Here is a 12,472-nt window from a genome sequence, read left to right as displayed (position 1 = left end):
CAGATTTCGAATTTATGCCGCAATTATCCCGCTATAGTGATGAACACGTTGAACAGCTGCTCAGTGAGCTGACCAACGTGCTGGAAACACACAAAGCCCCCGTTGACCTTTCACTGATGGTGCTAGGTAATATGGTGACCAACCTGATCAATAGTAGCGTCGCGCCAGCGCAACGTCAGGCTATCGCCCGCTCATTTGCCCAGGCTCTGCAGTCTTCAATCAACGACGACCCGGCGCACTAAGGATAACCAACAACTGTATATGGTGACTCACCGTCAGCCCTACCGAGAAAAAATCTCCCAGATGGTCAGCTGGGGGCACTGGTTCGCCTTGTTCAACATGTTGTTGGCCATGGCGCTCGGCAGCCGCTATCTTTTTGTCGCCGACTGGCCAACGACGTTGGGCGGGCGTATTTTCTCTTACGTCAGCCTCGTTGGTCACTTCAGTTTTCTGGTTTTCACCAGCTATGTACTGATTCTCTTCCCGCTGACCTTTATCGTTGTCTCTCAGCGATTAATGCGCTTCCTGTCGGCCATCCTGGCGACGATAGGGATGACGCTGTTGCTGATCGACAGCGAAGTCTTCACACGTTTCCACCTGCATCTTAACCCTATTGTCTGGGAACTGGTGATTAACCCCGACCAGAATGAGATGGCACGCGACTGGCAGCTGATGTTTATCAGCGTGCCGATCATCTTCTTACTGGAGATGCTGTTTGCGACCTGGAGCTGGCAGAAGCTACGCAGCCTGACGCGCCGCCGTCGCTATGCCCGGCCTGTCGCCTGGCTGTTCTTTATTTCATTTATCAGCAGCCACCTGATTTATATCTGGGCGGATGCTAACTTCTATCGCCCGATCACCATGCAACGGGCCAACCTGCCGCTCTCCTATCCGATGACGGCCCGTCGTTTCCTTGAGAAACACGGTCTGCTTGATGCCCAGGATTATCAGCGACGTCTGGTCGAGCAAGGGGCGCCGGAAGCGGTCTCCGTTGAATACCCGCTGAGCAGCCTGCGCTATCGCGATCTCGGGGCCGGCTATAACGTGCTGCTGATTACCGTCGATAATCTGAACTACTCGCGGTATGAGAAAAACATGCCGGAACTGGCCAGTTTCGCCAAAGAGAGCGTCAATTTCACGCAGCATATGAGCTCCGGCAATACCACCGATAACGGCATCTTTGGTCTGTTCTATGGGATCTCGCCGGGCTATATGGATGGCGTACTGTCGGCCCGTATTCCGGCGGCGTTGATTACCGCTCTGAACCAACAGGGTTATCAGCTGGGACTGTTCTCTTCTGATGGCTTCAGCAGCCCGCTTTACCGCCAGGCGCTGCTGTCTGACTTCTCGCTGCCGGTCGCCAAAACCCAAAGCGATGAGCAGACTGCCAATCAGTGGATTAGCTGGCTGAACCGCTATGCCCAGGATGAGAATCGCTGGTTCTCGTGGATTTCGCTGAACGGCACTACGCTTGAAAACAGCCAGCAGCAAAACTTCGTGCGCCGTTACAGCCGCGCCGCCGGCGATGTCGATAGCCAGATTGGCCGGGTGTTAGGCACCCTGCGCGACAGCGGAAAACTGGACAACACGGTGGTGATCGTCACCGCAGGTCACGGTATGCCGTTGAACCCGCAGCACGGTCAGTTTGACTGGTCCCGGGAACAGTTGCAGGTACCGCTGGTGATCCATTGGCCGGGGATCCCGGCGCAGAACATCGCGACGCTGACCGACAACAAAGATGTGATGACGACTCTGATGCAGCGTCTGCTGCACGTCTCCACACCGGCCAATGAGTATTCACAGGGTGAAGACCTGTTCAGCCCGGCACGTCGCCGTGCCTGGGTCACGGCCGCCAACAGTGAGACGCTGGCCGTCACCTCGCATGACGTCACCGTGGTACTGAACCACAACGGTACCTACAGCACCTGGAACAGCGACGGTAAGAAGATTGACAACCGTAAGCCGCAGCTCAGCCTGCTGCTGCAGATACTCACCGATGAAAAGCGCTTCATCGCTAACTGAGTAAACTACTGCGTATCAACCGCCTCTTCCCCGGTGATTATCCCGCCGGGGAAGAGGAATCAAAAATCCCCGAAATAATACGCCGCGACGCCGTTGCTTATTGCACGCTGATGGCCTTTCATGCGCAGCGTTTTCTGTTGTGATTCGTTCCAGAACGTTAATGCATTTGGTACAGACGGTGAAAATCGCGTCAGGCCCGCCACCAGCAACCGGCGTAACCTGCCGCAAAAACGTGGGTTAACCGATGATAGCGTGGCCATAGCAAATAGCTCATTAGATAAGCAATTAAACCACCGGCTGGCTGTATGCTGTTGACTGGCAAGCATAAGCACACTAGGATAGCTCCTGCTTTATAGCATCAATCTGTAGATATCGCGTCGGCACGTAGCGCAGCCTGGTAGCGCACCGTCATGGGGTGTCGGGGGTCGGAGGTTCAAATCCTCTCGTGCCGACCAAAAATCCCAGATTAACCAGCCTCTTATGGCTGGTTTTTTTATGCCTGTTTTTCGTACGGGGAGTTAATGGGGTGGAATTGGGTACAGCGACAGCCAGCTGACACATTATTCCCATGGCGCGCGTCTGGTCCTACGGTTCATCACCGCCATAGGGTTCAATCAACACCACGCCAAGCTGATCGGCCTCTGCCTCAATCAAATCCAAAAGCGTGTCCGAGCCCAGAATAGATTCAGACTCTATCTCCACTTCCAGCTGCTCCGAGGTTATCCGATCGCCAAACAGCATCAGCGCAGTGTCGCCATGCTGTCGGGATGACCACTGCAATCCATGAGCATCCGGATGAGCATGGTAGATGGCTAAAGAATATTCCTGAGTGAATGCATACTGCTCTGGCGGAGAATCAAGAAGCTCAGACCGTGTAACCCCCATTTTCCGTAACGTTTTAGGATTCAAATCGACCAGCTTCAGATCCAACACAGGCCTAATAACAGAATGGACCTTCCCCTCCAGCCTGCCTGAATCAAATGGAATCCCGGCAGAATCAGCGGGTAAGTCATGGAAAACGGTCTCCATAATCGCCACGCCGGTGCTGACACCGCCATACAGTGTCGGCACCCCATTGCGCATTGGACTAAAACGAGCCTTCCCCAGGCCCGGATTAAATTGCGTCGCCGTAAATTCGGATGAGTGAATCCTGTAAATGGGCTTTCCGGCAACCCAGGTCTCAATATTAGCGGTAAGATTTTCCTTTGGAGCAGGTACTTGCCGTGCAACCTGCTCGTCATCATCCGCATTAGCCATGCCCCCCTCCATCCAGTTCGGCCTGTGCCGCCTGCAGCACCTGACCCGGCATGGTTTTCAGTACATCTTTTGGCTTATTTCCCCCCAGCCAGCTGTTGGCTGAACCAAACCAGATCGCCAGCCCCCAGGGCGTTTTTTTCTCGCCAAATAAGGAGATAACCTGTTTAACAACGGGTACCGGGCGGTAGCCTTCATCCAGTGCATATCCCGGGTATTTATCTTTGCCGTTAAGCTGAACGGCAAATATCCGCCCCGCAGATTTCCAGCGATTCGGCCCGGCGCTGGGATTCGAGCTTTTGAACTGCGCTTTATCCGAGAGCTCTTTTGCTGATAACCATTCAGAATCCGCAAGAATGCGGGCATTCAGCTCTTCACGACGCAGCGCATTACGTTCCACCCGCCTCTGCCTGTCGGATAGCGCCACAGGTTTTGGCGCAGCACCGGCGGCTTTTCGTGTTCTCACGCCTGGCGCCTCTATGCCCATTGAAGCGATAACCGCACTGACTGCAGCGTTCATCGCAACTTTGAGCGTTTCGTCGAAACCGCGATGACGTTCGCTGATGGTTCCTAAATCAATGACTAAATACTCAGAATCGGCGTGGGTTGTCAGAGTATGCAGCTCATCACCGTTGACGGTTTTAATGTCAAAAAAGGATTCATTACGGCGCGCGGTATTCCCCTTCATTGCCATCGTCGCCTCCTCACAATGGATATATTGGTTATATTCATTATATATCGCGAGATAGCATTGTCACTCAAGATGAACAAAATTTACGCATTTATCGCCGCAGCCTGGGCAGTTGTACTTCTGTACAGGCCTGTTCACTGGCGCATTAAGGACAAATGGCGACTTTACCGATTGTAAATCGAGGAATAACTTCTATTATTCCTCGTACTTGCCTGCCATCTGGACAATTACTATGAGAGTAAATGGGCTTACGAAAGGATTTTTTATCCTGATTTTACTTGTGGTTAGCCTCGCCTTTTTTGATGTTCTCTCGCCTTATTACTCGGCTATCTTATGGGCCGCGATCCTGTCGGTTATTTTCAACCCGGTGAAAAACAAGATACGCACCCGCCTCGGGGAGCGGAACGGTCTGGCATCGTTTCTGACCGTCGCCATCATTTGCCTGATTGTCTTTACGCCGCTGGCGATCATCATTTCCTCGCTGGCGATCGAGCTGAACGTGGTGTACACCCAACTTCAGCATAATGACACCCGGTTTCCGACCGTCGTGGCAGACCTGATCGCCCATCTGCCCGGCTGGGCCAGAAGTTTCCTCTCTGAGCATAATCTCGACAGCGCCCAGCAGATACAGAGCCAGCTCTCAGACGCCGTCCTTAAAGGGGGGCAGTATCTCGCCGGTAGCGCATTTTTGATTGGTAAAGGGACCTTCGGTTTTACCATTAGCTTCGGCATTATGCTGTATCTGCTGTTTTTCCTGCTCAAAGATGGCCCCTATCTGGTCCTGACGATCCTTGAAGCGCTGCCGCTGTCTAACTATGTTAAGCATCATCTGTTTGCCAAGTTTGCCGCCGTATCACGGGCAACCGTCAAGGGAACCGCCGCGGTCGCACTTGCGCAGGGCACCCTGGGTGGTTTCGCATTTTATGTCGCCGGTATCGACGGCAGCATTTTGTGGGGAGCGATCATGGCGTTTCTGTCGCTGATTCCGGCCGTCGGCTCCGCCATCGTCTGGGTTCCCGCGGCCATCTTCCTGTTCGCCACTGACCAGCTCTGGCAAGGCGCCTTCATTGTCGGTTTCTTCGTGATTGTCATCGGCCTGGTCGACAATATTCTGCGCCCGCTGTTGGTGGGCAAGGACACCAGAATGCCGGACTATCTGATCCTGATTGCCACCCTCGGCGGCATGGAGATTTATGGCATTAATGGTTTTGTGATTGGCCCACTGATCGCCGCCCTGTTTATCGCCTGCTGGAACCTGCTGTCAGGCCGTGAACACGCCGGCAACACCGATGAGCTTGATGAAGAGTTTATTGAAGAAGGAAAAATCAGCCGGGAGGAGTAATCTCGGGGGAGGTTTAGCCTCCCCGGTGAGCCCAAACACGCCCACAAGCAGATTAAATCACATAACAGGCGAAATGGCAGAAACTACAGTCAGAAGAGTCTTATAAATCAGTATATATAACTACGTACAATTAAAACATTGGTAAATAATTCTTACCAGTAAGCAAAAGAGTGCTAGTCTTCTGCCGTTAAAACTCGATGATAAAGGATCATGAATCGTGAAAAAAATCTCTACACTTGCCGTTTCCCTGCTGGCTATCGCCTGTGTTTCTACCGGTGCGCTGGCCGCTGAGCAGCCGCTGGAAAAGGTTGCGCCGTACCCGAAAGCAGAGCAAGGCATGAAGCGTCAGGTGATTCAGCTGCCACAGCAGCCAGACGAATCGGCATATAAAGTTGAGCTGATGATTGGCCAGACGCTGGAAGTTGACTGTAACCGCCATCGTCTCGGCGGTCAGTTGGAAAGCAAAACGCTGGAAGGCTGGGGCTACGATTACTACGTATTTGATAAAGTGACCTCACCGATTTCGACGATGATGGCCTGCCCGGACGGCAAAAAAGAGAAGAAATTTATCACTGCCGGATTAGGCGATGCTGCAATGCTGCGCTACAACAGCAAGCTGCCGATTGTGATTTATACCCCGGCGAACGTTGAAGTGAAATACCGGATCTGGAAAGCAGAAGAAACAACCGGGAATGCCGTCGAGCGCTAAGCTCAGGCGCTAAAAACCCGGCAGCAGGCGTCGCCGGGTTGCTTTTCTTACAGGGCGATATCCGCCATCGGTTTATCGCCGGACAGCGGTTTCAGCGTCGCCTCTGGCACCTCGTCGGCTACGGTCACCGGCTCGTAGTGCAGCTGTAACACTTCGCTGGTCCACGCCAGCGCCTGCTCAATCGCCGCCGGATTACCATCCAGACGCATGCCGTAAGACGGAACAATCTCTTTCAGCTTAGCCTGCCAGGCCGCCGACTGAACCTTCTCTTTAAAGACCGTCTCCATCAGCTGCAGCATGATCGGCGCCGCGGTAGATGCACCAGGCGATGCCCCCAGCAGAGCAGCAACGGTACCATCATCATCGCTGACCACTTCGGTGCCCAGACGCAGTACGCCCTTCTTGCCGTTACGTTTGATAATCTGCACGCGTTGACCCGCCTGCCACAAACGCCAGTCCTCTTTGCGCGCTTCCGGATAGTATTCACGCAGCGCTTCGTGGCGATCGTTATCTTTCTGCATCACCTGGCTAATCAGGTATTTCACCAGATCGAAGTTATCCAGACCAACATTGAGCATCGGCAGAATATTCGAGGTGTTGGTTGATGCCAGCAGATCCCACAGCGAACCGTTTTTCAGGAAGCGGGTTGAGAAGGTGGCGAACGGTCCAAACAGCACGACGCGCTTGCCATCGATGATACGGGTATCGATATGCGGCACCGACATAGGAGGCGCCCCGACTTCGGCCTGACCGTAGACTTTAGCCAGATGGTGGTTAACCACCTCCGGGTTTTCGCAGACCAGGAACTGGCCGCCCACCGGGAAGCCAGCGTACTCTTTCGCCTGAGGAATGCCGGTTTCCTGCAGCAGCGTCAGCGCTGCACCGCCGGCACCGATAAAGATAAATTTGGCTTTAATCACCCGCTTCTGACGACGATTGTCGGCATCCGCCAGCGTCACCGTCCAGCTCTTATCGGCATTGCGCTTAAAGCGGCGCACAACGGTGCCCAGCTGCAGGGAGAAGTTATCGTGCGTCTGCAGCCCGGCAATCAGCTGACGGGTGATTTCCCCGTAGTTAACATCGGTCCCGACTTCGGTACGGGTGGCGGCCACTTTTTGCTGTGGATCGCGCCCTTCCATCACCAGCGGCGCCCAGGCTTTGACCTGCTGATGATCTTCAGAATAGCGAATACCGCGGAACAGTTCGCTCTGCTGCAGCGCCGCGTAACGCGCGCGCAGGAAATTGACATTATCTTCGCCCCACACAAAGCTCATGTGCGGCACGCTGTTAATAAATGATTTCGGCTTACTGAGTATGCCGCGAGTCACCTGGTGTGCCCAAAACTGACGAGAAATATGGAAGGATTCGTTGATATCGACCGCTTTGTCGATGTTAATCCCACTGGCGGTTTGTGGCGTGTAGTTCAGCTCCATCAGCGCCGCATGGCCGGTACCCGCATTGTTCCAGCCGTTCGAGCTCTCTTCAGCGACGCTGGACATCTGCTCGACCATGGTAATAGACCAGTCCGGCTCGAGCTCCTGCAGCCAGGTTCCCAACGTGGCGCTCATGATGCCGCCGCCAATCAACAGTACATCCGTCTCTTGCTCATGGCGGGTGTTGGTCCGAGGTGTATTCGAACCAACCGCCGGTGAGCTGGGTACGGCCATCTTTCTTTTCATCGGATTTGAGCCTTACTTTACTCGCTTTTATAATTAGCGCAGGTGAAACGATTTCGTGAATCAAGGTAACACCGAAGATCAAAAATTTAAATATTGTTTAAAATTTAAGTTGAGTTTTGAGATCTGTTATAAAAATGTTTAATAAATGTGTACGGTAAATCATATTTTGTACTGGTATAAGTGACGTGCCCGCGCTATCATCCCCTGTTTTGTGACAGACCGCACACAAGCCCAGGCTTGTGCCGCCGCCGCTGACCAACCTGCGAATCGCTTATGCCTCAAGCCTCAAATCACGTTTCTTCCGCTTCAACCGGCGCTCTTCGCCACGTGTTACGCTCACCAGCGCTGCTGACCCGGGAAACCCTGGCAGGCGTGATCACTGCGCTGGCCCTGATCCCGGAAGTGATCTCCTTCTCCGTCATTGCCGGCGTTGACCCGAAGGTCAGCCTGATTGCCTCGGTGGTGCTGTGTCTGGCGATGTCGGTGCTGGGCGGCAGGCCGGCGATGGTTACTGCAGCAGCCGGCTCGGTTGCGCTGGTGATTGGGCCGATGGTGCACCAGCACGGTGTGGGCTATATTCTGCCCGCTGTCATTTTGGCTGGTATTATTCAAATTTTGTTTGGGTTGTGCGGTATGGCGAGGTTAATGCGCTTTATTCCGCATTCGGTGATGACCGGCTTCGTCAACGCGTTGGGGATCCTGATCTTCTTTGCCCAGGTACCGCATTTCTGGAGCAAGCAGCCGCTGATACTCGGCCTGTTCGTTCTGACGCTGCTGATTGTGCTGTGGGTGCCGCGCCTGACAAAAGCCATCCCCTCGCCGCTGATCGCCATTGTGTTGCTGACCCTGTTTACCGTCACCACCGGCCAGCTGCTGCCCACCGTTGGCGACGAAGGGTCAATGAGCGGCGGACTGCCTGGCTTCACCGCCCTGCTGGTCCCGCTCGATCTGAATACCCTGCAAATTATCTGGCCCTGTGCGCTGAGCATTGCCTTCGTGGGTCTGATGGAATCGTTGCTGACGGCAAAACTGGTGGATGACCTGACCCATACCCCGTCAAACAAAGCGCGCGAGAGTACCGGGCTGGGCATCGCCAATATTCTGGCGGGGATGTATGGCGGTATTGCCGGCTGCGCGATGATCGGTCAGACCATCGTCAACGTCGAAATGGGCAAAGGACGCAGCCGCGTCTCTACCATTGCCGCCGGTCTGGTGCTGTTGCTGCTGGTAACCGCCCTGAGCGAAGTGATGGCGAAAATTCCGATGGTGGTGCTGGCCGGGGTGATGGTGATCGTCGCGGCGAAAACCTTCAGCTGGCAGAGCCTTCGCCCGGCGGAGCTGGCACGAAATCCGTGGCCGGAAACGCTGGTGATGCTGGTGACCGTCGGCGCGACGGTCGGGACCAGCAATCTGGCGATTGGGGTTCTGGCAGGACTTGCGATGATGGCACTGATTCCACGGCGTTGGCGCAACAAGCCGCAGGTTACATCAGAAACAGCGTCGCCAGACCGAGAAAAATAAAGAACCCGCCGGTGTCGGTGATAGCGGTGATCATCACGCTGGAGCCGACCGCCGGATCGCGCCCCAGTTTGACCATGACCATCGGGATAATGACCCCCATCAGTGCCGCCATCAGCAGATTCAGCATCATTGCCAGGGTCATCACGCCGCCCAGCTGTGGGTCGTCATACAGCCACCAGGTGACCGCCCCCATAATACCGCCCCACACCAGGCCGTTAATCAACGCCACACCCATTTCACGCATAATCAAAAACGAAAAACTGCCGGGCTGTATGTGCTGCAGCGCCATCGCCCGGACGATCATGGTGATGGTCTGATTACCGGTATTGCCACCGATCCCGGCGACGATTGGCATCAGGGATGCAAGCGCTACCAGCTGTGAAATGGTGTGTTCAAAGCCATCAATCACCCGCGAGGCGATAAAGGCGGTGCACAGATTGACCGCCAGCCACGCCCAGCGGGTTTTCACCGCTTTGCTGACCGGCGCGAAGACGTCCTCTTCGCTGCTCAGGCCACCCATTCCGCGCAGATCGCTGTCGGTCTCTTCGTACACCACATCAACGATCTCATCGATGGTCAGACGCCCCATTAACTTACCGTCTGCATCAATCACCGCGGCGCTAAGCAAGTCATCACGTTCGAAGGTACGCGCCACTTTTTCAGCGGCTTCATGGGGCTGGAAGGTCACCGGATCCCCTTCCATGACATCGCCTACCCGCTTTTGCGCATCATTGAGCAGAATGGTTTGCAGCTCCAGCTCGCCCAGCAGCAGCTTATTGCGGGTGGTGACAAACAGTTTATCGGTGTTCTCCGGCATTTTTCCCAACCGCCGCAGATAGCGCTGCACCGCGGCCAGGGTCATTTCCGGGCGCACGACGATCACTTCGAACTCCATGATCGCCCCGACGGTGTTGTCGGCATAGCGCATCATCTGCCGCACGCGCGCGCGTTTGTCCGGCGGCATCGTCGCCAGCAGGCGACCGGTCAGGTTTCGCGGCAGGTGCTGAACCAGATAGACCTGTTCGTCGATATCCAGGGTTTGCAGGGCATCCAGCAGCTCGTGGTCGCTCATCTTATCGATGAGATCGCCCCAGACGTTCTCGGATGCCTCGAGCAGCACCTCGCCACGCTTATCATTGCTAACCAGTTGCCACAGCGCATTACGCCCGTCGTTCGGCAATGCTTCCAGGGCATCGGCCAGGTCTGGCGGCGGCAGGTGGGAAACCAGCACTTCCACTTCGGCCAGATCGTCCGCGAGGGTGCCGTCGTCGTAGCGTTCGGCGAGGGTTAATTTTCCTGTCAGCGCCGAGGTGACGGCTTTATCGGTGGTCAGCAGCCAGATAAGACGGGCACGCTCTTCATCACGCAATCTGGCGCTTTTTTTATGCAACACGGACATCGGTCAGGCAATCCTTTTGAGAACAGGCGGCGGCCAGGTGCCATAAGCATAGCGCGAGGAGGGAGAAAAAATAACCGTCGGGGCGTTCATACGGCGTAAAAATCAACAACCGCGCCCCCTGTTGACCAGCAGGCGCAGATAATCAGGCGGTGCGGGCCACCGCATCACGGGTCGCCAGCTCGCGCTCTTCCCCGGTCAGCTCCGTCAGCTGGCCGTTGCGCATCTCCAGCAGGCGGTCCGCATGCTGGAAGTAGTGATCGTCATGGCTGATCGCAAAAATGGTTTTCCCCATCTGCTGCATCAGCGGCAACAACACCTGATAAAACTCGCGACGGAAATGTGGGTCCTGATCCGCCGCCCACTCATCCAGCAGAATGATATCGCGATCCTCCGCCAGCGCCAGCAGCAGCGCCACCCGTTTTTTCTGCCCCTTCGACAGCTTCAAATCGACGATTTTGCCGTTATCCAGCGTCAGCTTATGGGTCATTTTCAGGTGGTCCATCCACTGTGCTACCAGCGCCGGGTCAGCGGCGTTCCCGCCTTCTCCCAGCAGCTGGTCAAACAGCCAGACATCGGTGAACACCGCCGAGAAAAGCTTGCGGTAATCTTCCGGCTTATCTACCGCCAGGGGCTGACCATCGAGCAGGATCTCGCCGGAGGCCGGCTGATACAGCCCGGTCAGCAGCATCGCCAGCGTCGATTTTCCGCTGCCGTTACCGCCGATCAAAAAGACCAGTTCGCCGCGCTTAAGGGTCAGGTTAATCGGCCCTACCGCAAAGGTGTTGTCCGGGTAGTGGAAGCTGACATCGCGCAGCTCCAGAGTCTGCCAGTGAGGATGCGCCTGCGGCGTCGGGAACTCGGCCCGGTACGGCGTCAGAGAGAAGCGATGGAGCTTGTTGAACGCCACCTGGGCGCTCAGCAGCGTCGGCAGCGCGCCAACCGCCGAGAGCAGCGGCGTGCGCAAGAACAACAGGGTCAGCGAATAGGTCGCCGCCACCGCAGTGTTCGCCCAGCCCAGGCCATTGGCCATCCAGAACACCAGCCCGATAGCGCCCAGCATCATGATATTCGACCAGTTTACCGCGCTAAGATGGAAGGTATCGGCGCGGATAATATGGTGACGATATTCGCGGGCATCCGGCAGATACAGCTGATTAAACACGTATTCCGCGCGTTCCCGGTTGAGAGTCAGTTCTTTACGCCCTTCCAGCACCGTCTGATAGTCGTGATAGAGCTTGTCTTCGGTTTCCCGCAGCGTCGCCATGTGTTTATAGACGCGAGACACCAGCACAAAGCCACCCCAGATGGTGAGCGCCATCCACAGCGCGGTGACCATCATCATTTTCCCCGACAGCCACGCCAGATAACCGGCTGAACCAAACGTCAGGATAATCCCCTGCACCAGCTCCGGCAGACGCACAAACGCGATGGTGATGTTACGCACATCGCTGGTGAGTCCGGCCAGCAGGGACGCGCTGCCGATTTTCTCAACCTGTTCGATTTGGGTATCGAGGATCCGTTTGATAAATTCGCCGCGCAGGCGATAAACGAAATGGTGCCCGAGGGTGGTCAACGCGAGCTGAGAACCCAGCGTCACCGCCATCAGCAACAGCAATAAGCCGAGAAACTCCGGTAACACCGTCAGCGAGGTATCGACCACGGTCATTAAGCGCAGATTAATAAAGGCAATCAGCCCGATGCCCAGCGCCGCGCTGAGCAGACTAAGAGCAATGACTGAGATAAACGGCCAGCGATACTGGCGCCAAACAAGGAGGAGGAGTTCCATAACACGTAATCCGGGCAAGCAAAACAGCCAGCAGTTTAAACGGCCCGGCGATGACATCAAGAATAATTC

At 55.4% G+C, this 12,472-nt stretch carries 10 protein-coding genes and 1 tRNA gene; 6 read left to right on the top strand and 5 right to left on the bottom strand.

From position 1 onward, the window contains the following. The first annotated feature begins 14 nt into the window (after window positions 1-14). The 3 genes from ACMYSN_RS22740 to ACMYSN_RS22730 all read left to right on the top strand — a co-directional run bounded on the left by ACMYSN_RS22740 (window position 15) and on the right by ACMYSN_RS22730 (window position 2,477). Window positions 15-242, top strand: coding sequence for a YejL family protein (locus tag ACMYSN_RS22740; RefSeq protein WP_015583825.1), 228 nt, complete (start codon window positions 15-17; stop codon window positions 240-242). Between the two features lie 19 nt (window positions 243-261). Next, on the top strand, window positions 262-2,022 hold the full coding sequence (gene yejM / locus ACMYSN_RS22735) for a DUF3413 domain-containing protein (RefSeq protein WP_462496254.1): 1,761 nt from the start codon (window positions 262-264) through the stop codon (window positions 2,020-2,022). A gap of 378 nt (window positions 2,023-2,400) precedes the next feature. After that, window positions 2,401-2,477: transfer RNA gene (locus ACMYSN_RS22730), tRNA-Pro, on the top strand. Between the two features lie 130 nt (window positions 2,478-2,607). On the opposite strand, the gene ACMYSN_RS22725 is transcribed toward ACMYSN_RS22730, so the two are convergent. Together ACMYSN_RS22725 and ACMYSN_RS22720 are read right to left on the bottom strand one after the other, a co-directional pair. Continuing rightward, window positions 2,608-3,279: an RES family NAD+ phosphorylase gene (locus ACMYSN_RS22725; protein ID WP_462496253.1), complete on the bottom strand. Its 672-nt coding sequence runs from the start codon at window positions 3,277-3,279 to the stop codon at window positions 2,608-2,610. After that, window positions 3,272-3,970 carry an integrase gene (locus ACMYSN_RS22720; RefSeq protein WP_462496252.1) on the bottom strand — a complete coding sequence of 233 codons (699 nt, stop codon included), beginning with the start codon at window positions 3,968-3,970 and terminating at the stop codon, window positions 3,272-3,274. The genes ACMYSN_RS22725 and ACMYSN_RS22720 overlap by 8 nt, the downstream gene beginning before the upstream one ends. 229 nt (window positions 3,971-4,199) lie before the next feature. Between ACMYSN_RS22720 and ACMYSN_RS22715 the strand changes: the two genes are divergently transcribed. After that, entirely contained in the window at window positions 4,200-5,309 is a 1,110-nt protein-coding gene (locus ACMYSN_RS22715; RefSeq protein ID WP_462496251.1) for an AI-2E family transporter, read from the top strand. Between the two features lie 217 nt (window positions 5,310-5,526). Continuing rightward, window positions 5,527-6,018 carry an ecotin gene (gene eco / locus ACMYSN_RS22710; protein ID WP_462496250.1) on the top strand — a complete coding sequence of 164 codons (492 nt, stop codon included), beginning with the start codon at window positions 5,527-5,529 and terminating at the stop codon, window positions 6,016-6,018. 47 nt (window positions 6,019-6,065) lie between these two features. Here the strand turns inward: eco and mqo are convergent, their stop codons facing one another. After that, window positions 6,066-7,697: a malate dehydrogenase (quinone) gene (gene mqo / locus ACMYSN_RS22705; RefSeq protein WP_123755189.1), complete on the bottom strand. Its 1,632-nt coding sequence runs from the start codon at window positions 7,695-7,697 to the stop codon at window positions 6,066-6,068. Between the two features lie 273 nt (window positions 7,698-7,970). Here mqo and ACMYSN_RS22700 point away from each other — a divergent pair, with 273 nt between their 5' ends. Then, the gene (locus ACMYSN_RS22700; protein WP_462496249.1) at window positions 7,971-9,218 is read left to right on the top strand and encodes a SulP family inorganic anion transporter; all 1,248 of its coding nucleotides are present in this window, start codon (window positions 7,971-7,973) and stop codon (window positions 9,216-9,218) included. Here the strand turns inward: ACMYSN_RS22700 and mgtE are convergent. Both mgtE and ACMYSN_RS22690 read right to left on the bottom strand, forming a co-directional pair. Then, on the bottom strand, window positions 9,181-10,617 hold the full coding sequence (mgtE, locus tag ACMYSN_RS22695) for a magnesium transporter (protein WP_462496248.1): 1,437 nt from the start codon (window positions 10,615-10,617) through the stop codon (window positions 9,181-9,183). The two genes, ACMYSN_RS22700 and mgtE, sit on opposite strands and share 38 nt — an antisense overlap. 142 nt (window positions 10,618-10,759) lie before the next feature. After that, the gene (locus ACMYSN_RS22690) at window positions 10,760-12,403 is read right to left on the bottom strand and encodes a multidrug ABC transporter permease/ATP-binding protein (protein WP_462496247.1); all 1,644 of its coding nucleotides are present in this window, start codon (window positions 12,401-12,403) and stop codon (window positions 10,760-10,762) included. Window positions 12,404-12,472: the final 69 nt, after the last annotated feature.

The organism is Klebsiella sp. R445 (assembly GCF_051131755.1).
Taxonomy (GTDB): domain Bacteria; phylum Pseudomonadota; class Gammaproteobacteria; order Enterobacterales; family Enterobacteriaceae; genus Klebsiella; species Klebsiella lignicola.
This window is presented reverse-complemented; position numbering and strand designations above follow the sequence as displayed.

Bases quoted from the DNA above. Each gene is read 5' to 3' on its own strand.
- ACMYSN_RS22715 (WP_462496251.1), top strand. From the start codon at position 4,200: ATGAGAGTAAATGGGCTTACGAAAGGATTTTTTATCCTGATTTTACTT.
- ACMYSN_RS22720 (WP_462496252.1), bottom strand. From the start codon at position 3,970: ATGGCAATGAAGGGGAATACCGCGCGCCGTAATGAATCCTTTTTTGAC.
- mgtE (WP_462496248.1), bottom strand. From the start codon at position 10,617: ATGTCCGTGTTGCATAAAAAAAGCGCCAGATTGCGTGATGAAGAGCGT.
- yejM (WP_462496254.1), top strand. From the start codon at position 262: ATGGTGACTCACCGTCAGCCCTACCGAGAAAAAATCTCCCAGATGGTC.
- ACMYSN_RS22700 (WP_462496249.1), top strand. From the start codon at position 7,971: ATGCCTCAAGCCTCAAATCACGTTTCTTCCGCTTCAACCGGCGCTCTT.
- ACMYSN_RS22725 (WP_462496253.1), bottom strand. From the start codon at position 3,279: ATGGCTAATGCGGATGATGACGAGCAGGTTGCACGGCAAGTACCTGCT.
- ACMYSN_RS22690 (WP_462496247.1), bottom strand. From the start codon at position 12,403: ATGGAACTCCTCCTCCTTGTTTGGCGCCAGTATCGCTGGCCGTTTATC.
- mqo (WP_123755189.1), bottom strand. From the start codon at position 7,697: ATGAAAAGAAAGATGGCCGTACCCAGCTCACCGGCGGTTGGTTCGAAT.
- ACMYSN_RS22740 (WP_015583825.1), top strand. From the start codon at position 15: ATGCCGCAATTATCCCGCTATAGTGATGAACACGTTGAACAGCTGCTC.